Raw genomic sequence first — 19,237 nt, 5'->3', positions numbered from 1 at the left:
CAGGGCTGTCTCGCCCTGCGCCCCCTTTGCATCATGAGGAACAGATGAAACTGCTGCGCTATGGCCCGATGGGGCAGGAAAAACCCGGCCTTCTGGACGATCAGGGGCAGATCCGCGACCTGTCGGCCCATGTCGACGACATCGCGGGCGATGTCCTGACGCCAGAGGGGCTGGCGCGGTTGGCGGCGCTCGATGTGGCCTCGCTGCCGGTGGTGGATGGCGATCCCCGCATCGGGCCCTGCGTGGGCCGCGTCGGCAAATTCATCTGCATCGGGCTGAACTATGCCGATCACGCCGCCGAAACCGGGGCAGAGATCCCCAAGGAACCCATCGTCTTCAACAAATGGACCAGTGCCATCTGCGGGCCGAATGACGATGTGGAAATCCCGCGCGGCTCGACCAAGACCGATTGGGAGGTCGAACTGGGCGTGGTGATCGGCAAGGGCGGCCGCTATATCGAGGAAGCCGACGCGCTGTCCCATGTCGCCGGTTACTGCGTCATCAACGACGTGTCCGAACGCGAATGGCAGCTGGAGCGCGGCGGCACCTGGGACAAGGGCAAGGGCTGCGACACCTTCGGCCCCATCGGCCCGTGGCTGGTCACACCGGATCAGGCCGGGGACGTGGCCAACCTGCCGATGTGGCTGGAGGTGGACGGCAAGCGTTTCCAGAACGGCAATACCTCGACGATGATCTTCAACGTGCCGCAACTGATCGCCTATCTGTCGCGCTTCCTGTCGCTGCAGCCGGGCGACGTGATCTCGACCGGGACGCCGCCGGGCGTGGGCCTCGGGCAGAAGCCGCCGGTCTATCTGAAGGGCGGAGAAACCATGCGTCTGGGCATCGACGGCCTAGGCGAGCAGGTGCAGAAGGTCGTCAGGGCATGACCCGCATCACCGGCCTCAGGACCGAGGATGTGCGCTTTCCGACCAGCCAGTCGCTGGACGGATCGGACGCGATGAACCCCGACCCGGATTATTCCGCTGCTTACGTGATCCTCGAAACCGATGGCCCGCATCAGGGCCACGGCCTGACCTTCACCATCGGGCGCGGCAATGAAATCTGCGTCGCCGCCATCGAGGCGCTGCGCCCGCTGGTCGTCGGGCTGGACCTCGACTGGATCGCCGAGGATATGGGCCGCTTCTGGCGTCACGTCACCGGCGACAGTCAGTTGCGGTGGATCGGCCCGGACAAGGGCGCGATCCATCTGGCGACCGGCGCGGTGGTCAATGCCGCCTGGGATCTGTGGGCCAAGGCCGAGGGCAAGCCGGTCTGGCAACTGGTCGCCGAGATGACGCCCGAGGAACTGGTCCGCTGCATCGATTTCCGCTACATGACCGATTGCATCACCCCGGAATGGGCGCTGGATTTCCTGACCGCGCAGGCGGCGGGCAAGCAGGACCGCATCGCCACGCTGAAGGCCGAGGGCTATCCATGCTATACAACAAGCGCCGGCTGGCTCGGCTATGATGACGCGAAGCTGCGCCGCCTGTGCCGCGAGGCGGTGGATGCCGGCTTCCGCCATATCAAGATGAAGGTCGGCCGCGATCTCGACGACGATATCCGCCGCCTGACCATCGCCCGCGACGAGGTCGGCCCGGACGTGAACCTGATGATCGACGCCAATCAGGTCTGGGAGGTCGATCAGGCCATCGACTGGGTGAAGAAACTGTCGTTCGTCAATCCGTGGTTCATCGAGGAACCTACCAGCCCCGACGACATTGCCGGCCACCGCCGCATCCGCGCGGGCGTGGCCCCGGTCGAGGTCGCGACCGGCGAGATGTGCCAGAACCGCATCATGTTCAAGCAGTTCATCATGGAAGGCGCGATCGATATCGTCCAGATCGACGCCTGCCGCATGGGCGGGTTGAACGAGCTGCTGGGCGTGCTGCTGATGGCGGCGAAATACGGGCTGAAGGTCTGTCCCCATGCCGGGGGCGTGGGCCTGTGCGAATATGTCCAGCACATGTCGATGATCGACTATCTCTGCGTCGCGGGCACCCGCGAGGGGCGGGTGGTCGAATATGTCGATCACCTGCACGAGCATTTCCTCGATCCCTGCGTGATCCGTGATGCCGCCTATATGCCGCCATCGATGCCGGGCTTTTCCATCCAGATGAAACCTGAAAGTCTGGAACGGTATCGCTTCCGGGGCGCGTGATGGACCTCAATCTGAAGGACAAGGTGGTGATCGTGACCGGCGGCGGATCGGGCATCGGCGCGGGCATCACCGAGGGGCTGGCCGAGGAAGGGGCAAGGCCCGTCATCATCGCGCGGCGGTCGCCCGATGCGGATTGGCTGATGCGTCACCGCGCGGATTTCGTCCGGGCGGAACTGTCGGATGACGAAGACTGCCGGAATGCGGTCGAGGCGATCCGCGCCCGCCATGGCAGCATCTACGGGCTGGTGAACAATGCCGGGGCGAATGACAGCATCGGGCTGGACAAGGGGCCGGAGGCGTTTCGCGCCAGCCTGAACCAGAACCTGGTGCATTATTACACGATGGTCCATCTGCTGCGCGACGACCTGCGCGCGACGGGCGGTGCCATCGTCAATATCAGCTCCAAGACCGCACTGACCGGGCAGGGGGGCACTTCGGCCTATGTTGCGGCCAAGGCGGCGCAGCTTGGCCTGACCCGCGAATGGGCGGTCGAGTTCCTGCCCGATGGGGTGCGCGTCAATGCCATCGTCGTGGCCGAGGTGATGACGCCGCTTTACGAACGCTGGCTGGCCACGCTGCCCGACCCCGAGAGCGCACTGGCCCGGATCACCGCACGCATCCCGCTCGGCCGGCGCATGACCACCGCGCGCGAGATCGCCGATTGCTGCCTGTTTCTGCTGTCCGACCGCGCCAGCCACATGACCGGCGAATGGCTGTTCCCTGACGGCGGCTACACCCATCTCGACCGGGCGATCTAGGCGTCCCGCCCCGGCATCGGCCACATCCGGTGGTCGCGATCGGTCCGACGCTGAGGTCCTGACCCCGCCGAGACAGGCGCAGGACGTCTGCCCAGAGCGACGCCGGGTCGCCGGAGTTGTCGGCGCAGCCGGTCGCGCGCATAACTGTCGTGCACATCACCATGGAAGCATTTGACCGTGGCGGGATCCGGGTGATCCTTCGTCGGGTAACCGCCCCTGCAACTGGTTATCTGATCCTTCAAACGCCAAGGGTGCTTGGGCTTCGCCGACCTGTGCTTGATCCCCGTCGGCCGCCGGCATCCTGTCCGCCTCCTCACCCCTGGCGAATCACAGACTGCGCCCGGCGAAGCCGGCCTCTGCCGCGCCCGGCTGCGCCGTGCAGGTCGGCCCTTCGGCCTTGCATGTCGGCTTGACGCAGGCGCGGCTGTCGCGATAGCAACGGTGAACGACCCGGCGATCGCTCGGCAGTTGCTTGCCAGGGGCGCGCAGGGCGCCACGGGCGGCAGCAACGGCCTGCCGCGCCATCGCCATCCCACCCGAAAGCCGGAGAGCATGATCATCCCGCCCGCGATGACCGACCGCCTGATCGAGATCATCCGCGACATCGCGCGGACAGGCCTCGCACTTCGGTGGCGCTGTCCGGTCATGCGGACCGCGACACCGGGGCGCCCGGCCGATATGCTGCCGTCCGGCACCGCCTGATCCCGCCGGAATCCAGCTGCCATGGCCATTCTGTCCTTCCTTGTCCACCTTCTCAGCGGCGCCGTCCTGTTGCTGTTCGCTGTGCGTTTTATGCGCATCGGCATCGAGCGGCTGTGGAGCACGCAGATCCGGCAAAGCCTGGACGAGTCCTCGGGCGCGGTGCAACTGCTCGCCAAGGGGGCGGTGCTGGGCTTCGTGATGCAGGGGGCGACGGTCGTCATGCTGATGGCGGCGGGCATGGTCGGCAGCAATGCGATCCCCATGGCGTCGGCGCTGGCGCTGGCGATGGGGGCGGATTTCGGCTCGGCGCTGGCGGTGCGGTTTCTGACCTTGCCGGTTTCCGCGCTGGGGCCGCTGGCGATCCTGATCGGGGGGTGGCTTTATCTCTACTCGCCCGAGGCGCGGCGCAAGAATCTGGGGCGGGCGATCCTGGGTCTGGGACTGATCTTCATGTCGCTGGGCGTGATCCGCGACTCGGTCCAGCCGCTTCAGGCTCTGTCGCAAGAAGGATCGCTCATTGGGGCGCTGCGGGACGATCCGATCACGGCGGCGGTCATCGGCACCGCGCTGACCCTGCTGATGCATTCCAGCCTGGCCGCGATCCTGACCGGGCTGTTCATCGCCGACCATGCCGGGCTGGGCCCGCTTTCGGGGCTTGGCTTCGTGCTGGGCTGCAATATCGGCAGCGCGCTGTTGCCCCTGTGGCTGCTGCGGAACGAGGAAGGCGATGCGCTGAGGCTGGCGCGCATCATCGCGCTTCTGCGTTGCGGGCTGGCGGTGGTTCTGCTGGCCGGGCTGCTGGTGGCGCGGCCCTTCATCGCGCCACACCTGCCGGCGACCACCGACACGATGCTGCTGGGCCATATCGGTTTCAACTTCCTGCTGCTGTGGCTGACGCCGCTTGCCCGCCAGCTGGGCCGCCGGCCCGAGTCCGGGGATCGCGGCGTGCAGATGCCGGCCGGCATCACCATCCCGCGCGGCGAAACCGATCCCGACATCATCGTCACCGCGATGAAGGGCGGCTTGAATCATATGCTCGCGCTGCTGTCCGAGATGTTCACCCAGGCATCCGCCGCCGCGCCCGATCCCCGTGCCGTCATGTCGGTCGAGCGGCAGATGAACACCGCCCTGTCGGACCTGCGTCTGGCCTTCGCCTCGCTTCCACAGCTTCCGCCCGAGGCCCTTGCCGAGATCCGCCACATCCTCGATTTCGCCATCCGCATCGAGCGCAGCGCCGATATTCTGTCGGGCAAGTATATCGAGATCCGCGCGGCGCAGGTGAAGGGCGAATTCGCCCTGACCCCCGAAGGCGCCGCCGAGATCGACGAACTGGTCGAGGCCGTCCGCCGGGCGCTGATCCTCGCCCAGCAGGTGGCCTGGACCGGGCAGGCCGCGGCGGCGCGCCGGCTGGTCCTGCACAAGCGCAACGTGACCCTGCTGGAGGAGGCAAGCCGGCGCAAGCACCTGCAACGGGTCCGGGGCGGCAATCTGACCAGCCTCAGTTCCAGCAATCAGCATCTCGAACTGATTGCGGTCTTGAAAGAGGTCAACAGCAAGCTGGCGACGATCGCCTATGCGGTGCTGGAACACCATGGCGGCCTGACCAAGACGCGGTTGCGCGACGAGGATCGCGACGGGGACGACGACCCCTCATCCGCGGATATGCCGGAGAACTGAGGCCGAGGGTCCTGCGCCATCTGTCCGGCCGAAATATCGGACGCGCCATATTCAAAAGCCGCGCCGGAAGCGCGGCTTTTCAGTTGCAGGACCGTTGCCGGTTCAGCGCCTGCGGTCGTCCGCCGGATTTTCCACGGGGGCGGGATTATCCGGCGATGCGCTTCCCGCCGCCGGGGTGGAGTTGTCTGCCGGGGCCGCGTCCGTCTTCGGCGCGGGAGAGGTGCCGGGCAGGGCGCAGACGCCGCCTGCGCAGGTGGCGGCATCCTCGGTCAGCGGGGTCAGCGGGGTGAAGGGAAGGCGAGGGCCGGCCATCATACGGCCGCCTTGTGTTCGGCCTCGACCTTACGCAGGGCCTGCAGGAAGGTCTCGGCCTCCTGCGCGCCCGAGACGGCGTATTTGCCGTCGATCACGAAGAAGGGCACGCCGCGAATGCCATAGGCCTGCGCCTGTTCCTTGTCCTCCTCGACCGCCTTGGCGAAGCTTCCTGCTTGCAGCGCCTGTTCGGCCGCCGCCCGGTCCAGCCCGATTTCCGCCGCCAGATCGGCCAGTTCGGCGATCCGGCCGACATGGCGGCCTTCGACGAAATAGGCGCGCAGCAGGCGTTCCTTCATCTCGGGGCCCTTGCCCTGGCTTTCGGCGAAATGGATCAGTTCATGCGCCTTGCCGGTATTGGTCACCTGAATGTCGCCAAGATGGTAATCCAGCCCCTCGGCGGCGGCGAGGCCGGTGATCTGCTCATCCATCTGGCGCACCTGCTCGGCCGAGGCGCCGAGATGCCTGGCCAGATATTCCGCGTGGTTGCCCGGATATTCCGCCGGCGCCGAGGGATCCAGTTCATAGCTGTGATACTGGATCTCGACCTCGGGCGCCGTCTTGCCATCAGACAGGCCGGCAAGCGCGCTTTCCAGACGCCGCTTGCCGATATAGCACCAGGGGCAGGCGATATCCGACCAGATGTCGATCTTGATGGGGGTGCTCACGGCAATCTCCTTGTGGGTTCGTGGTCAGGCCGCTTGTTGCCCGGCCAGGGCTTCCTGCATTTCGACGCGGCCCAGAGGGGCGCCGAACAGCGGCGTTCCAATGGCAAACGCACGAGCCTGCGCCAAAGGTCCCGCATCAACGGGATCAAAGCCCATGCGGTCGATCACCACCGCCAGATCCGCGCGCGCCGCCGCATCGTCGCCCGCAATCGCCAGCGCCCGGCGGCCGGGGTCGCCGGCGGGGCGGGCCTCGGCGTCCAGTTCGTGATAGCCGAGATGGTTGAAGGCGCGTAGCAGCCGGGCCCCGGCCAGATGGTCGGCCACCACTTCGGAACTGACGGGCGCGCCCTCGAATTCCGGCAGCACGCCGTCGGTCTGTGGCCAGTAGTTCATCGCGTCGACGGCGATCTTGCCGGCGAAGGCCTCGGGCCGCAGGCTGCGGTATTTCGACAGCGGCAGGGCCAGCAGGACCATGTCGCTTTCCGCGATCACCTGTTCGGTGGTCGCGGGGACCGCACCGGGGGCGACGAAATCCATCATCAGCGCGATCTCGGACGGTGCGCGGGCCGAGGCGATACGCACCTCATACCCTGCCGCAAGCGCCCGGCGGGCGAGAGCGGTGCCGACGCGGCCCGCCCCCAGAATACCAATCACCTTGATGTCGGTCATCGTGAATTCCTTTTCCTGTTCGTTCACACCGTCTCGGACGTGGGCGCTTTTTCCGCCAGCGCCGCATCGACCAGCGGCTTTACCTTCGTCCCCAGCAGCTCGATCGCGCCGAGGAAGTCCTTCTGCGGCAATTGCCCCAGATCCATCTGGAAGAAATGCCGATCGTGGCCCATGACGCCATGCAGCGCGACGATGCGTTCGGCGATTTCCTCGGGGCTGCCGACGAACAGCGCGCCGCCGCCATTGGCGTCGCGGTCAAAGCCTGCGCGTTGCGGGGCCGGGAAGCCGCGGATTTCGCCAAGCGCGCGGAAAGCCTCGTGATAGTGCTTCCACCACAGGTCCTTGGCCGCCTGCGCGTCGTTGCCGACAAAGCCGGGGCTGGCGACCGAGATGCGGGTCTGCGCGTTCGGATGCGCCACCTGTTCCACCGCGCGGCGATACAGGTCCGCCAGCGGCCCGAAGCGTTCGGCGGGTCCGCCGATGATGGCATAGCTGATCGGCAGCCCGGCAACCGCCGCCCGCACGGTCGAGTTGGGATTGCCGCCGGTGGCCAGCCAGATCGGCAGGTGCCCGCGATCGGGGCGGGGCACCACCAGCGCATCATCCAGCGCCGGACGGAACCGGCCTTCCCACGTGATGCGCGGCGTCTCGTTCAGCTTCAGCAGCAGATCCAGCTTTTCGGCATAAAGGTCGTCATAGTCATTCAGGCTGTGGCCGAACAGCGGGAAGCTTTCGGTGGAGGACCCGCGCCCGGCGGTGATCTCGGCCCGGCCATTCGACAGCGCGTCCAGCGTGGCGAATTGCTGATAGACCCGCACAGGATCATCGGTGGACAGCACCGTCACCGCGCTGCCGAGGATGATGTTCTTCGTCACCGAGGCCGCCGCCCCCAGCACCACCGTTGCCGCCGAGGCGGGCATTTCGTGGGTGTGGTGTTCGCCGATGCCGAAGTAATCAAGCCCGACCTCATCGGCCAGCCGGATCGCCTCCAGCAGGTTGCGTTGCGCCTGCGCGGTGGAGCCGAGCGCGCCGTCGGTATCCCGCTGCACGTCGCCGAAACTGTAGACACCAAGTTCCATCAGGATCTCCTTCCCTTCAGCGGGCCTCAATTTTGTTTCGGCAACGCTGGTATAAATTTGTAACTTGCACCTATATTGATACTGAAATTCCCGACACAAGAAGGCACATCCATGATACCTTCCGACCCTGCCCAAGACGGCTTTGAGAGTGGTGAACTGGTGACCGAATGTCAGGCGGTGCGGCCCATTCTGGCGCGGATCGGCGACAAATGGTCGGTGATGATCGTGATGACCCTGCGCGCGGGCCCGCGCCGCTTCAACGAGATCAAGCGCGCCATCGGCACCATTTCGCAGCGCATGCTGACGCTGTCGCTGCGCGGGATGGAGCGTGACGGGCTGCTGACCCGCAAGGTCTATCCCACGACGCCGCCGCGCGTGGAATATGAACTCACCCCGCTTGGCCATTCCCTGCGCGGCCCGGTCGAGGCCCTGGGCCAATGGGCCCTCGCCCATCAGGGCGTGATCGCGGAGGCCCAGACCCGTTTCGACGGGCTTGAGGCGGAATAGGGGGGGCGGATGCTGGAAAGCGATCCCCAGATCGCTGGCACCCGGCTTTCTCCGGCCTGAAGGTGAGTGGTGCATTTCGGCCCGATGGACTTTGGGGAGAATTCCCCAGACCGCCGCGGATGCGGCGTGCGGACAGGCGGGCGCCCGGCAGCAGTATGTTCCGGGTTCCGCGGACCGGCTTATTCCAGCCGCCTGCGCCGGCGCCATGCTGCCCCTGCCGGCTTCCTCAGCACCGCCTTGCAGCGCGAGGCGATATCATCCTGGCGGGCTAACCCGCGACGACATCGGCATATTGGGGATGGGTGGCGAAGAAATGCGCCATGAAGCTGCATTTCAGCACCGCCTTGCGGCCCGAGGCGCGCAACTGGTCGAATACCCCGGTCGCCAGTCGCGTGCCGATGCCCCGGCCGCCATATTCATACGGCACCTCGGTATGGGTCAGCACCACATTGCCGTTCTCGTCGATCTGGTAATAGGCGGCGGCAATGTCGTCCCCGTCGAGCGCCATCTGAAAGCGATGCTCGGCCGGGTTGTCGATAACGCTGTGATCCATCTGCCTCTCCTGCGATTCTGTTGGACGGGGCGGTGCCCCATAGGCTCATGCTGGCGCTTTCGGCGGCGGCCGTCCAGCCCGCCGCACGGCCCGCGCCTCAGCCCATCTGATAGCCGGGGGTCGAGGCCGACAGCGCCTTTTCGGCGTCGTCCATTCCTTCGGGAATGTCCTGAAACAGCGGCGTCGACAGATAGCGTTCGCCGGTATCGGGCAGCATCGCCAGAATGACCGCGCCCGGCGCGGCGGTTTCGGCGATCTGCATCGCGGTGGCGAAGGTGGCGCCGCCGGAAATGCCGGTCAGGATGCCTTCCTGCGCGGCCAGCTTCTTCGCCCAGGCGATCGCCTCGGGGCCGGGCACCGCCATCAGCGCGTCATAGCCGGACTTGTCCAGCGTTTCCTGCAGCACATAGGGGATGAAATCCGGCGTCCAGCCCTGGATCGGATGCGGCTGGAAGGCGGGGTGGCCGCTGGCGGGGCTGTTGTCGGGGCCGCGTTCCTGTGGTGTGCCGCTGGCGACCAGGGCCGCGTTGGCGGGTTCGGTCAACACGATCCGGGTTTCGGGGCGTTCGCGGCGCAGCACCCGCGCCAACCCGGTCACAGTGCCCCCGGTGCCATAGCCGGTGACCACGTAATCCAGCCGCTGATCCTTGAAATCGCCAAGAATTTCCTGCGCGGTGGTGGATTCGTGAATATCGGCATTGGCCGGGGTCTCGAACTGGCGGGCCAGGAACCAGCCGTGTTTTTCGGCCAGCTCGACCGCCTTTTTATACATGCCGGTGCCGCGCTCGGCTGCGGGGGTCAGCACCACCTTGGCCCCCAGCATCCGCATCAGCCGCCGCCGCTCGACCGAGAAGCTTTCCGCCATCGTCACCACCAGCGGATAGCCCTTCTGCGCGCAGACCATCGCCAGCCCGATGCCGGTATTGCCGCTGGTTGCCTCGACCACGGTCTGACCGGGCTTCAGCGCGCCAGAGCGTTCGGCGGCCTCGATGATGTTCAGCGCCAGCCGGTCCTTGACCGAGGCGGCGGGGTTGAAGAACTCGGCCTTGACGTAAAGCCGCACGCCATCGGGGCCGAGGTTGTTGATGCGCACGACCGGCGTATCGCCCACCGTGTCGAGGATGCTGTCATACAGCCGCCCGCGCCCCTTGGTCGTCCTGATGCCTTGCTGTGTCATCGAAACCTCGCATTGAACAGAAGCAATGGCGGCAGGATAGCGTGATTGCCGCCATTGCACAGGGTCTTGCGTGCCGACGGCGCGGGGTCAGACGCGCGTTTCCGGGGCGCCGCCCCGGACGCGCAGATATTTGGGCACAGAAGATGGGATGAAGACGGCCGTGCCGGGCGGGGCATTGGCGGCGAGCCAAAGAAGGTCTCGCCGTGACATGGCGATGCAGCCGGCGGTCGAAAAGCCGGGGCGGCGCCATTGATGCAGGAAAATGGCCGAGCCGCGGCCGGGCAGGGCCAGCGGCCAGTTCCAGTCTGTGGTCAGGATGATGTCGTAAAGCGGATCGGCGCGGCGCAGTTTCTCGTGGCTGGCGGCAAACGGCGCGCGGGCGTGGTGGTTATAGGCCGGGTGGGCGCTGTCGTCGCACCAAAGATCGCCGGGACCGATGGGGCGCGCCCAGGGGGCCGGGGCCGGCAGGCGATCGGGGCGATACCATAGTTCGGCGATGCGCAGGGTGCCGGCCGGGGTGGCGCCGTCGCCTTCGCGTTTGTCAGCTGTGACGCCGCCGCGGCCGATGCTGCAGGGCAGATTGCGGCGCCTGAAACGCAGGCCCTGCGGGGTCAGGGTGATCACAGCAGATGCCCGGATTTTTCCGCCTTGGTCGCCAGATAGGCACGGTTGAAGCGGTTGGCAGGCAGGATCAGGGGGACGCGTTCGACGACTTCGATGCCATGGCCCTGCAGCATCGCCACCTTGCGGGGGTTGTTGGTCATCAGCCGGACGCGGTCAAAACCCATTTCGCGCAGGATCTCGGCGCCGATGCGGAAGTCGCGCTCGTCATCCTCGAATCCGAGGCGGTGATTGGCCTCGACGGTGTCGAAGCCCTGATTCTGCAGGGCATAGGCGCGCATCTTGTTGGCCAGCCCGATGCCGCGCCCTTCCTGATTGAGATAAAGCAGCACGCCCGAATTCTGCTGGCCCATCGCGTCGAGGGCCGCATGCAGCTGCGGGCCGCAATCGCATTTCAGGCTGCCCAGCACATCGCCGGTGAAGCAGGCCGAATGCAGGCGCACCAGCGGCGCGCCCGCGCGCGGCGGGTCGCCGATCTCGACGGCGTAATGCTCGATCCCGCCATCTTCGGGGCGGAAGATATGCAGGCGGGAATGCTCGGCGGCGGCCAGCGGCAGGCGCGCGGCTGCGACGGGGTGCAGGATGGACTCGGCCGCCAGCGTCTTGATCACCGTCTGCGCGGGCAGATCGGGCAGACCGGGTGTGGCGGCCTGCACCATCAGCATCGCGGGCAGCAGGCGCGCCGATTTCGCCAGCATGATCGCCGCCAGCTGCGGCGCGGTATCGCCGCCGCGCAGGGTGCGGAAGGGGCCTTTCAGCGGCGTCATCAGATCGGCCACCGGGTCGGCCACGGCGCGCAGCCAGGTCAGGTCGGCATCGGCGGGGACCGCGATCCGGGCCAGATCGCCGTCATAGGCGCGGGCCTTCAGGGTTTCCGCCCGGCGCGCGGTGACGGCCAGCTGCATCTCGCCAAGCGCGCGCATCGCCGCCAGCCGGTCGGGCCGCAGCGTTTCGACCGAGGCGGCGATCCAGCCGTCGATCTGCACCGCAAGCCCCATCCGCAGCTCGGCGCGGGCGCGGAAAATCTGTTCTTCGAGGGTCGGAAGCAGGCTCATCTTGAAACAAACTGAAACATTTCGAGGCTCAGCGACAAGAGCGCGTGAGGATTTCGTAACATGGCTGGACGGAAGGGCGGGCGCAAGTCAGCTTGCCGTCAAACAACGCTTTTGGAGGCATGACCATGGCCGGACTGAAGAAAATTCTGCTGGTGGATGACGAGGAAGACCTGCGCGAGGCACTGGCCGAACAGCTGGTCGCGACCGAGGATTTCGACGTGTTCGAAGCAGGCAACGGCGCCGAGGCCGTTGAACGCACCAAGGGCGCCATCTTTGATCTGGTGGTGCTGGACGTGGGCTTGCCCGATACCGACGGGCGCGAGCTGTGCAAGCGGCTGCGCAAGCAGGGCGTCAAATGCCCGATCATCATGCTGACGGGGCATGACACTGATGCCGACACCATTCTGGGTCTGGACAGTGGCGCCAACGACTACATCACCAAGCCGTTCAAGTTCCCGGTCCTGCTGGCCCGGCTGCGCGCCCAGCTGCGCACCCATGAACAGTCCGAGGACGCGATCTTCCAGCTTGGCCCCTATACCTTCAAGCCGGCGATGAAGATGCTGGTCGACGAAAAGGACCGCAAGATCCGCCTGACCGAGAAGGAAACCAACATCCTGAAATACCTGTATCGCGCGCAGGACGGTGTGGTGCCCCGGGATGTGCTGCTGCACGAGGTCTGGGGTTATAATGCCGGCGTCACCACCCATACGCTCGAGACGCATATCTATCGCCTGCGCCAGAAGATCGAGCCCGATCCCTCGAACGCGCGGCTGCTGGTCACCGAGAGCGGCGGTTATCGCCTGATCGCCTAAGATCGGTGGAACCCAACCCGCTGGCGCGGGTTTACACGGCGATACCCAGTGGCCGGGGATACGGCCACACCCTCCCTGTCTCGACTGGCCCCGGCGGAATGCCGGGGCAATTTTTTAAAAGCAGACCCGATCTGATTCGAGTGGCTTGAAAGGATCGTGAGACATGGTCGCGGACATCGACAGGCGCAGCGATTGGACCCGCGCGCGCGGTATCTATGCCGAGCTGTGGGCCTATCTGCGCCGCCCGTATTGGATGGAAAGCCGGCGGCCCTGGGACGGCATGGTCTTGCGGCAGCTGTTCTGGCTGTTCCTGCTGGATGTGGCACTGATGGTGGTCTCGGTTCTGGTGGTGTCCGGCTATACGCTGGTGCTGACGCGGCTGAACCTGCCGCTGCCCGGCTTTTCCGATGACGGGATGGGCGATCCCCGGTTGTTGCTGATCAGCGCTGTCATCATAGCCCCGCTGGCGGAGGAGTTCCTGTTTCGCAGTTGGCTGAAGGGCACGCCGCGCTATCTGCTGGTGTTGGCGGGGTTGTTTCTGGCGTCTTTTCTAAGCCGGATCGGCGAGGGTCCGCGCGCCGAGATGATCCAGCAATGGCTGCTGATCCTTGCGGGGATCGTTGCGGTGCTGATCCTGTGGCGCGGCGGCCGCCAGCCTGTGCCCTTCTTCCAGCGCCATTTCGTCTGGTTCTTCTGGCTCAGCAGCGCCAGCTTCGCCTTGGTGCATTGGAGCAATTATGACGAGGGGACCTCTGCCACGGTCATCCCGATGTTGCTGCCGCAATTCGTGGCGGGGGTGAACTGGGCCTTCGCGCGGATGCGCTTCGGGTTACGCGCCTCGATCCTGCTTCATGCGGTGGCGAACGGAATCCTCGTCGTGCCGATGGTCCTCATCGCATAGGCGCGGCGCACCAGAGCCGGATCATGGGTCAGAAGCGGTGCGAACCTGTCCAAGCGGCCCCCGGATCTGGTGGATGGGCGGTTATTGGCCGAAGCACCGGACCCGGAAAAGACCTTTGGAACCGGATCTGTCCCCGCGGGTTAGGGCGGTGAAGCCCAATGGTTCGGGGATACGGCCATACCCACCCTGTCTCGACTCGACTTGCCCCGGGGATTACCCCCGGGGCTTTCTTTTGCGCCTAGCCGATGGCGCGGTCGCGGGTCTCGGTGCGGACCAGCAACAATGCGAGCGCCGCCAGCACCAGAAGCGCAGCGAAAACGCCGATGGCGAAGCTGAAGCCCTTGGCGAAGGCAAGCGCCAGCAGCGTCGGTGCGAAGATCCCGCCCAGCCGTGCCACCGCCGAGGCGGTCCCCATGCCGGTGCCGCGCAGATTGGTCGGATACAGTTCGGGCGTGAAGGCATATAGCGCGCCCCAGCAGCCCAGAAGCGCGAAGCTCATCACCAGCAGCGAGGCCGCGACCAGCGTCGGGTTCATCGACAGGGTGAACAGGAAACAGGCAAGTGCCGACAGCAGCAGAAAGCCCATCAGCGTGGGCCGGCGTCCCCACCGCTCGACACCGTAGGCGGCCAGCGCATAGCCGGGCACCTGCGCCAGCGCAAGGATGACGAGGAAGCCATAGCCGCGCACCCAGCCCATGCCCTCATTGGCCAGCCAGCCCGGCACCCAGACGAAGACCCCGTAATAGGACAGCGAGACGAGGAACCAGACCGCCAGCATCCCGATGGTGCGATTGCGCAGGCTGGGCGCGAAGATCGAGGTCGGCGCGCCCTCGGGCGGGGTGGCGATCGTCAGTTCGGTATCGGGCGTGATCGGCGGGGCGCCGTTGGTCGACAGGACCTGGTTCACCACCCGGCGGGCGTCATCCTGACGGCCGGATTTCAGCAGATACATCGGCGATTCCGGCACCCAGAGCCGCAGGAAAACCCCGATCAGCGCCGGCAGCGCCGCCACCAGAAAGATCCAGCGCCAGGGCGCGCTGGCGCCATTGCTGGCCGCCAGCCATGCGGTCAGCGCCACCACGATGGTGCCGACCGCCCAGAAGCCCTCCAGCATGACCAGCCAGCGGCCGCGGTTCTTGGGCGGCAGGAACTCGGCCATCAGGGCGTAATCGACGGGCAGTGTGCCCCCCACGGCCACCCCGGTCAGGAAGCGCAGCACCAGCAACACCTCGAAGCTGGGCGCGAAGACCGAGGCGAGGCCGAAGGCCGCATCCGCCGCAACCGTCAGCATCAGCACGTTGCGCCTGCCGAAGCGGTCGGCGACACGTCCGAAGACGAAGGCGCCCACGAACATGCCCAGAAAGAACAGCGTGCCGATCTGCAGGGCGGCCGGACGCTCCAGCCCGAAGGTGGCCGCGACCGAGGGCGCGGCAAAGCCCACCGCGATGACCTGCATCGCGTCGGCGGCCCAGACCAGCCCGAAAATTCCCAGCAACCGCTTCTGAAAACTGCCCGCCCCGCCCCGCGCCAGGGCTTCGTCGATGGTCATCTGCATCCCGTTCTCCTCGTCGGATGCGATGTTGTAGCGGGCAAGTCGTGCTCCACAAAGGATAATCTTGCCGCACTCGACAGTCAGGGAATGTATCGCTAGGTTTTCGACCCTGACAGAAAGGCTGCCCATGTTCACCATCGCCACCTGGAACATCAATTCGGTCCGCCTGCGCGCCGGGCTGGTTGCGCGCCTGCTCAGCGAGGAGGCGCCCGACATTCTTTGCCTGCAGGAGATCAAGTCCCCGGTGGACAAGGTGCCGCTGGAAGGCTTTGCCGCGCTGGGTTACCGCTACATGGTCGCACGCGGGCAGAAGGGCTATAACGGCGTGGCGATCCTGTCGCGGCTGCCGCTGGAGGATGCGGGCGATCGCGATTATGCGCGTCTCGGCCATGCCCGGCACGTGGCTGCGCGGCTGGAAAACGGCGTCACCATCCACAATTTCTACGTCCCGGCGGGCGGCGATATCCCCGACCGCGCGCTGAATGTGAAATTCGGCCAGAAGCTGGATTTCCTGACCGAGATGCGCGACGTCTTTCACGCCGACCGGCCCGCGCGCTCGATCATGGTCGGCGATCTGAACATCGCCCCGCGCGAGGACGATGTCTGGTCGCACAGGCAATTGCTGAAGATCGTCAGCCACACCCCGGTCGAGGTCGAGCATCTGGGCGCCGCGCAGGATGCCGGCAAATGGGTCGACATCACCCGTCAGGACATTCCGTCCGGGCTGCTTTATTCGTGGTGGTCCTATCGCGCTCGGGATTGGGATGCCGCCGACAAGGGGCGCCGTCTGGATCACATCTGGGCGACGCCCGATATCGCCGGCGCCGGACACGGCAGCCGCATCCTGCGCCCGGTGCGGGGATGGGATCAGCCCTCGGACCACGTGCCGGTGCTGGCCAGCTTTGATCTTTAAGCGCCCCTTTTCCCTCGCCCGGCGACGCCCCATATTGCTCGCAAACACAATTCGGAGAATCCCATGCTGATCGGAGACAATGCCGAGCCCGCGCCGGCCGGCCAGTATATCAAGGACGTGACCGAAGCGACCTTCATGGCCGAAGTGGTCGAGAAGTCGATGGAAGTGCCGGTCATCGTCGATTTCTGGGCGCCGTGGTGCGGGCCGTGCAAGACCCTGGGTCCGATGCTGGAAGCCGAAGTGTCGAAGGCCAAGGGCCGCGTCGTCATGGCCAAGGTCAATGTCGATCAGAACCAGATGATCGCCGCGCAATTGCAGGTGCAGTCGATTCCGACGGTCTATGCCTTCTACAAGGGCCAGCCCGTCGATGCCTTCCAAGGCGCGCTGCCGCAAAGCCAGATCAAGCAGTTCGTCGACAAGCTGACGGCGCTGTCGGGCGATGACGGCGGTCTGGGCGAAGCGTTGGAAGCGGCCGAGGGGATGCTGGCCGAGGGCGCCTTCGACGACGCCGCCGAGACGTTCGAGGCGATCATCGGCGAAGAACCCGAAAACGCCGAAGCCTGGGGCGGCCTGATCCGGTCGCAGATGGCGGCCGGCAAGGCGGAAGCGGCGGCGGCCTCGCTGGAGAAGGTTCCCGCGGCGATCACCGCTTCGGCCCCGGTCGAGGCCGCGCGCGCCCAGCTGGCGCTGGCGCGGCAGGCGGCGAATGCGGGCCCGCTGGACGAATTGCGCGCCAGGGTCGAGGCCGATCCGGCAGACAATCAGGCGCGGTTTGATTATGCCACCGCGCTGCATGCGGGCGGCCGGATCGAGGAGGCTGTGGATCAGCTGCTGGAACTGTTCCGGCGCGACCGCGAATGGAATGACGGCGCCGCCAAGACGCAGCTTTTCACCATTTTCGATGCCCTGAAGGCAACCGATCCGATCGCCCAGAAGGGGCGCCGCAAATTGTCCAGCCTGATCTACACATGATCCGGCGCAGCTTCGATCTGCCGGAGACTTTGCCGCTGTTCGTCCTGCCGGGTGCGGTGCTGATGCCGCGCTCGCGGCTGCCGCTGAACATCTTCGAGCCGCGCTATCTGCAGATGGTGGACGATGTCCTGCGTACCCCGCACCGGCTGATCGGCATGATCCAGCCGCTGGACGAGGAGAGCACGACGCTGGCGCATGTCGGTTCGGCCGGGCGGATCGTGGGTTTCGCGGAACAGGATGACGGGCGTTACATGATCTCGCTGGGGCAGGTGTCGCGCTTTCGCCTGACCGAGGCCGAGCAGGGCTTCGCGCCCTATCCGCAGGGTTTCGCCGACTGGTCGGATTACGCGGCCGATCAGGGCGCCCCCGAACAGGACCCCGGCTGGGATCGTGGCCATTTCATGGACCTGCTGCGCCGCTACATGGAGGCGCATGCGCTGTCCACGGATTGGGACGTGGCAGGCCGGGCCGAGGTCGAACTGCTGATCAACTCGCTGTCCATGGCCCTGCCGCTGGAGGTTCAGGACAAGCAGGGTCTGCTGGAGGCCGTGACCCTGGCCGAACGGCGCGAATTGTTGGAGGGGCTGCTGGAATATGAACTTCGCGGCGGCGAGAATGACGAGGTGATGCAATGACGACCGAAACCCCCGAACGGCCCGCGCCGGAATTCGACCGCCACATGCTGGAAGCACTGGTCTGCCCGGTGACCCACAGCACGCTGCATTACGACGCCGCCCGCCAGGAACTGGTGTCGAAGGCTGCGGGCCTGGCCTTCCCGATCCGCGCCGGCATCCCGATCATGCTGATCGACGAGGCCCGCCAGATCAAGGCGGACTGACCGCACCGTTTTCTGAATCGCGATGATAACCTGCCGAACTGCCCCGGCGGGTTCTGGCGTTACAACGGCCGGCCGGCCAGCAGACGCGGCATCGGCTGGGTGGTCAGCCCGGCCGCCTGCCGCATGAAGCGCCGCCGCAGGGCCGGCACCGCATTGACCGCGCCCATCCCGAGGTCCCGCGCGGCGCGCAGCAGCGGGTTGTCATTTGAAAACAGCCGGTTGACGCTGTCCATTCCCAGCGCCAGCGCGGTGGAGTCGAACCGCCGCCAGCCCTGATAACGGTCCAGCGTGGTGGCAAAGCCGATATCCTCGCCCAGCCGCGCGGCCTCGACTACGCATTCCGCCAGCGCCGCCACATCGCGCAGCCCGAGATTCAGGCCCTGCCCGGCAATGGGGTGGACGCCATGGGCGGCATCGCCGATCAGCGCCACCCGCTCGGCGGTGTAGTCCTGCGCCAGCGTCAGGTTCAGCGGATAGGAAAAGCGCGGCCCGGCCAGACCGATCCGGCCGGTGATGTTGCCGATATGCGGGGCCAGCACGTCCAGAAAGTCCGCATCACTCAACGCCGCGATCGCGCGCGCCTGCCGCCGGGTAAGCGACCACACGATTGACGACCGGTCCCCCCGCAGAGGCAGCACCGCCAGCGGGCCGGTGGGCAGGAAAACCTGATGGGCGGTTCCCTCGTGCGGGATCTGTTGATCCAGCGCGGCAACCAGCGCGGTCTGGCCGTAATCCCAGCCGGTGCGGGCGATCCCGGCGCGTTCCGCCACGCCCGAGCGGCGGCCGTCGGCACCGACCAGCAGGCGCGCGCGCAGGCTGCGGCCATCCGACAGCCGGGCTGTGACGCCGCCCGGATCGGCGGCCTGCCCGGTCACCTGCGTTTCGGGGATGTGGGTCAGGCGGGACTGCATCGCCTCCAGCAGGGCGCGATACAGGAAGCGGTCCTCCAGCATCTGGCCCAGCACGCCTTCCTCGATCTCGGCGCTGTCGAAGAACAGGCCGAAATGCCCCGCCTCGCCGGTGCTGCGGGCCTGCGTGGCGACAACCTTGCGGATCGGCTGGGCGCTGTCCGCCAGCGCCGGCCAGAGGCCGATGCCCATCAGCAACCGCACCGATGCCAGCGCCAGCGCATATGCGCGCCCGTCAAAGGCATCCGCAGCCCGTGCGCGTGCGGGCGCGGCGTCAACCACCGCCACCTGCAGACCGGCATCCGCCAGCGCCAGTCCCAGGGCCGGCCCGTTCAGGCCGCCGCCCGCGATCACCACATCGAAATCATGTTCCATCCGGTCAGTGTATGCGCCCCCCCGGCG

Annotated in this window: 21 protein-coding genes and 1 pseudogene; 12 read left to right on the top strand and 10 right to left on the bottom strand. The window is 66.4% G+C overall.

Translation table 11 applies throughout. From position 1 onward, the window contains the following. Window positions 1-44 precede the first annotated feature (44 nt). The 5 genes from H1S04_RS16820 (at window position 45) to H1S04_RS16795 (ending at window position 5,298) form a co-directional block, all read left to right on the top strand. Window positions 45-887: an ureidoglycolate lyase gene (locus tag H1S04_RS16820; protein ID WP_181746665.1), complete on the top strand. Its 843-nt coding sequence runs from the start codon at window positions 45-47 to the stop codon at window positions 885-887. After that, window positions 884-2,161 carry an L-fuconate dehydratase gene (locus H1S04_RS16815; protein WP_181746664.1) on the top strand — a complete coding sequence of 426 codons (1,278 nt, stop codon included), beginning with the start codon at window positions 884-886 and terminating at the stop codon, window positions 2,159-2,161. The genes H1S04_RS16820 and H1S04_RS16815 overlap by 4 nt, the downstream gene beginning before the upstream one ends. Beyond that, window positions 2,161-2,919, top strand: coding sequence for an SDR family oxidoreductase (locus H1S04_RS16810; RefSeq protein ID WP_181746663.1), 759 nt, complete (start codon window positions 2,161-2,163; stop codon window positions 2,917-2,919). Before H1S04_RS16815 ends, H1S04_RS16810 begins: the two co-directional genes overlap by 1 nt. Before the next feature lie 441 nt (window positions 2,920-3,360). After that, window positions 3,361-3,621 carry a hypothetical protein gene (locus H1S04_RS18545; RefSeq protein WP_220185264.1) on the top strand — a complete coding sequence of 87 codons (261 nt, stop codon included), beginning with the start codon at window positions 3,361-3,363 and terminating at the stop codon, window positions 3,619-3,621. Between the two features lie 21 nt (window positions 3,622-3,642). Further along, window positions 3,643-5,298, top strand: a complete 1,656-nt coding sequence (locus H1S04_RS16795) for a Na/Pi cotransporter family protein (protein ID WP_181746660.1) — start codon at window positions 3,643-3,645, stop codon at window positions 5,296-5,298. A 102-nt stretch (window positions 5,299-5,400) separates the two neighbouring features. Here the strand turns inward: H1S04_RS16795 and H1S04_RS16790 are convergent, their stop codons facing one another. From H1S04_RS16790 to H1S04_RS16775, 4 genes are read right to left on the bottom strand one after another with little or no spacing between them, the layout of a single operon-like run. Continuing rightward, window positions 5,401-5,610: a hypothetical protein gene (locus tag H1S04_RS16790; protein ID WP_181746659.1), complete on the bottom strand. Its 210-nt coding sequence runs from the start codon at window positions 5,608-5,610 to the stop codon at window positions 5,401-5,403. Then, a complete protein-coding gene (locus H1S04_RS16785; RefSeq protein WP_181746658.1) occupies window positions 5,610-6,278 on the bottom strand; it encodes a DsbA family protein in 669 nt (222 codons plus the stop codon). Before H1S04_RS16785 ends, H1S04_RS16790 begins: the two co-directional genes overlap by 1 nt. Before the next feature lie 24 nt (window positions 6,279-6,302). Continuing rightward, window positions 6,303-6,947, bottom strand: coding sequence for an NADPH-dependent F420 reductase (locus H1S04_RS16780; RefSeq protein WP_181746657.1), 645 nt, complete (start codon window positions 6,945-6,947; stop codon window positions 6,303-6,305). 23 nt (window positions 6,948-6,970) lie between these two features. Next, window positions 6,971-8,026, bottom strand: coding sequence for an LLM class flavin-dependent oxidoreductase (locus H1S04_RS16775; RefSeq protein ID WP_181746656.1), 1,056 nt, complete (start codon window positions 8,024-8,026; stop codon window positions 6,971-6,973). Window positions 8,027-8,137: 111 nt separating this feature from the next. Here H1S04_RS16775 and H1S04_RS16770 point away from each other — a divergent pair, with 111 nt between their 5' ends. Beyond that, window positions 8,138-8,533, top strand: a complete 396-nt coding sequence (locus tag H1S04_RS16770) for a helix-turn-helix domain-containing protein (RefSeq protein WP_181746655.1) — start codon at window positions 8,138-8,140, stop codon at window positions 8,531-8,533. Between the two features lie 268 nt (window positions 8,534-8,801). Here H1S04_RS16770 and H1S04_RS16765 read toward each other — a convergent pair. The 4 genes and pseudogenes from H1S04_RS16765 to ribA all read right to left on the bottom strand — a co-directional run. Beyond that, a pseudogene (locus H1S04_RS16765) lies at window positions 8,802-9,092 on the bottom strand (GNAT family N-acetyltransferase); the annotation flags it as partial. Between the two features lie 91 nt (window positions 9,093-9,183). After that, window positions 9,184-10,263, bottom strand: a complete 1,080-nt coding sequence (gene cysK / locus H1S04_RS16760; protein WP_181746653.1) for a cysteine synthase A — start codon at window positions 10,261-10,263, stop codon at window positions 9,184-9,186. A gap of 87 nt (window positions 10,264-10,350) precedes the next feature. Further along, window positions 10,351-10,887 carry a L,D-transpeptidase gene (locus H1S04_RS16755; RefSeq protein ID WP_298947675.1) on the bottom strand — a complete coding sequence of 179 codons (537 nt, stop codon included), beginning with the start codon at window positions 10,885-10,887 and terminating at the stop codon, window positions 10,351-10,353. Further along, a complete protein-coding gene (gene ribA / locus H1S04_RS16750) occupies window positions 10,884-11,939 on the bottom strand; it encodes a GTP cyclohydrolase II (RefSeq protein ID WP_181746652.1) in 1,056 nt (351 codons plus the stop codon). Before ribA ends, H1S04_RS16755 begins: the two co-directional genes overlap by 4 nt. A gap of 125 nt (window positions 11,940-12,064) precedes the next feature. On the opposite strand from ribA, the gene H1S04_RS16745 reads away from it, so the two are divergent. Continuing rightward, window positions 12,065-12,751: a response regulator transcription factor gene (locus tag H1S04_RS16745; protein ID WP_181746740.1), complete on the top strand. Its 687-nt coding sequence runs from the start codon at window positions 12,065-12,067 to the stop codon at window positions 12,749-12,751. 163 nt (window positions 12,752-12,914) lie between these two features. Continuing rightward, window positions 12,915-13,652, top strand: a complete 738-nt coding sequence (locus H1S04_RS16740) for a type II CAAX prenyl endopeptidase Rce1 family protein (protein WP_181746651.1) — start codon at window positions 12,915-12,917, stop codon at window positions 13,650-13,652. Window positions 13,653-13,890: 238 nt separating this feature from the next. Here the strand turns inward: H1S04_RS16740 and H1S04_RS16735 are convergent, their stop codons facing one another. After that, entirely contained in the window at window positions 13,891-15,207 is a 1,317-nt protein-coding gene (locus tag H1S04_RS16735) for an MFS transporter (RefSeq protein WP_181746650.1), read from the bottom strand. A 124-nt stretch (window positions 15,208-15,331) separates the two neighbouring features. Here H1S04_RS16735 and H1S04_RS16730 point away from each other — a divergent pair, with 124 nt between their 5' ends. The 4 genes from H1S04_RS16730 to H1S04_RS16715 all read left to right on the top strand — a co-directional run bounded on the left by H1S04_RS16730 (window position 15,332) and on the right by H1S04_RS16715 (window position 17,927). Then, on the top strand, window positions 15,332-16,117 hold the full coding sequence (locus H1S04_RS16730; protein WP_181746649.1) for an exodeoxyribonuclease III: 786 nt from the start codon (window positions 15,332-15,334) through the stop codon (window positions 16,115-16,117). A gap of 63 nt (window positions 16,118-16,180) precedes the next feature. Continuing rightward, a complete protein-coding gene (gene trxA, locus H1S04_RS16725; RefSeq protein WP_181746648.1) occupies window positions 16,181-17,089 on the top strand; it encodes a thioredoxin in 909 nt (302 codons plus the stop codon). After that, window positions 17,086-17,724: an LON peptidase substrate-binding domain-containing protein gene (locus tag H1S04_RS16720; protein WP_181746647.1), complete on the top strand. Its 639-nt coding sequence runs from the start codon at window positions 17,086-17,088 to the stop codon at window positions 17,722-17,724. The genes trxA and H1S04_RS16720 overlap by 4 nt, the downstream gene beginning before the upstream one ends. Beyond that, on the top strand, window positions 17,721-17,927 hold the full coding sequence (locus H1S04_RS16715; protein WP_181746646.1) for a Trm112 family protein: 207 nt from the start codon (window positions 17,721-17,723) through the stop codon (window positions 17,925-17,927). The genes H1S04_RS16720 and H1S04_RS16715 overlap by 4 nt, the downstream gene beginning before the upstream one ends. Window positions 17,928-17,986: 59 nt before the next feature. Here the strand turns inward: H1S04_RS16715 and H1S04_RS16710 are convergent, their stop codons facing one another. Further along, window positions 17,987-19,210: a UbiH/UbiF/VisC/COQ6 family ubiquinone biosynthesis hydroxylase gene (locus tag H1S04_RS16710; protein WP_181746645.1), complete on the bottom strand. Its 1,224-nt coding sequence runs from the start codon at window positions 19,208-19,210 to the stop codon at window positions 17,987-17,989. Window positions 19,211-19,237: the final 27 nt, after the last annotated feature.

The organism is Paracoccus sp. S1E-3 (assembly GCF_013868135.1).
Classification (GTDB): Bacteria; Pseudomonadota; Alphaproteobacteria; order Rhodobacterales; family Rhodobacteraceae; genus Paracoccus.
Note: the sequence above shows the minus strand (reverse complement) of the source record. Positions and strands in the feature narration are given on the sequence as shown.

Bases quoted from the DNA above. Each gene is read 5' to 3' on its own strand.
- H1S04_RS16820 (WP_181746665.1), top strand. From the start codon at position 45: ATGAAACTGCTGCGCTATGGCCCGATGGGGCAGGAAAAACCCGGCCTT.
- H1S04_RS16815 (WP_181746664.1), top strand. From the start codon at position 884: ATGACCCGCATCACCGGCCTCAGGACCGAGGATGTGCGCTTTCCGACC.
- H1S04_RS16810 (WP_181746663.1), top strand. From the start codon at position 2,161: ATGGACCTCAATCTGAAGGACAAGGTGGTGATCGTGACCGGCGGCGGA.
- H1S04_RS16795 (WP_181746660.1), top strand. From the start codon at position 3,643: ATGGCCATTCTGTCCTTCCTTGTCCACCTTCTCAGCGGCGCCGTCCTG.
- H1S04_RS16790 (WP_181746659.1), bottom strand. From the start codon at position 5,610: ATGGCCGGCCCTCGCCTTCCCTTCACCCCGCTGACCCCGCTGACCGAG.
- H1S04_RS16780 (WP_181746657.1), bottom strand. From the start codon at position 6,947: ATGACCGACATCAAGGTGATTGGTATTCTGGGGGCGGGCCGCGTCGGC.
- H1S04_RS16775 (WP_181746656.1), bottom strand. From the start codon at position 8,026: ATGGAACTTGGTGTCTACAGTTTCGGCGACGTGCAGCGGGATACCGAC.
- H1S04_RS16770 (WP_181746655.1), top strand. From the start codon at position 8,138: ATGATACCTTCCGACCCTGCCCAAGACGGCTTTGAGAGTGGTGAACTG.
- cysK (WP_181746653.1), bottom strand. From the start codon at position 10,263: ATGACACAGCAAGGCATCAGGACGACCAAGGGGCGCGGGCGGCTGTAT.
- ribA (WP_181746652.1), bottom strand. From the start codon at position 11,939: ATGAGCCTGCTTCCGACCCTCGAAGAACAGATTTTCCGCGCCCGCGCC.
- H1S04_RS16745 (WP_181746740.1), top strand. From the start codon at position 12,065: ATGGCCGGACTGAAGAAAATTCTGCTGGTGGATGACGAGGAAGACCTG.
- H1S04_RS16740 (WP_181746651.1), top strand. From the start codon at position 12,915: ATGGTCGCGGACATCGACAGGCGCAGCGATTGGACCCGCGCGCGCGGT.
- H1S04_RS16735 (WP_181746650.1), bottom strand. From the start codon at position 15,207: ATGCAGATGACCATCGACGAAGCCCTGGCGCGGGGCGGGGCGGGCAGT.
- H1S04_RS16730 (WP_181746649.1), top strand. From the start codon at position 15,332: ATGTTCACCATCGCCACCTGGAACATCAATTCGGTCCGCCTGCGCGCC.
- trxA (WP_181746648.1), top strand. From the start codon at position 16,181: ATGCTGATCGGAGACAATGCCGAGCCCGCGCCGGCCGGCCAGTATATC.
- H1S04_RS16720 (WP_181746647.1), top strand. From the start codon at position 17,086: ATGATCCGGCGCAGCTTCGATCTGCCGGAGACTTTGCCGCTGTTCGTC.
- H1S04_RS16715 (WP_181746646.1), top strand. From the start codon at position 17,721: ATGACGACCGAAACCCCCGAACGGCCCGCGCCGGAATTCGACCGCCAC.
- H1S04_RS16710 (WP_181746645.1), bottom strand. From the start codon at position 19,210: ATGGAACATGATTTCGATGTGGTGATCGCGGGCGGCGGCCTGAACGGG.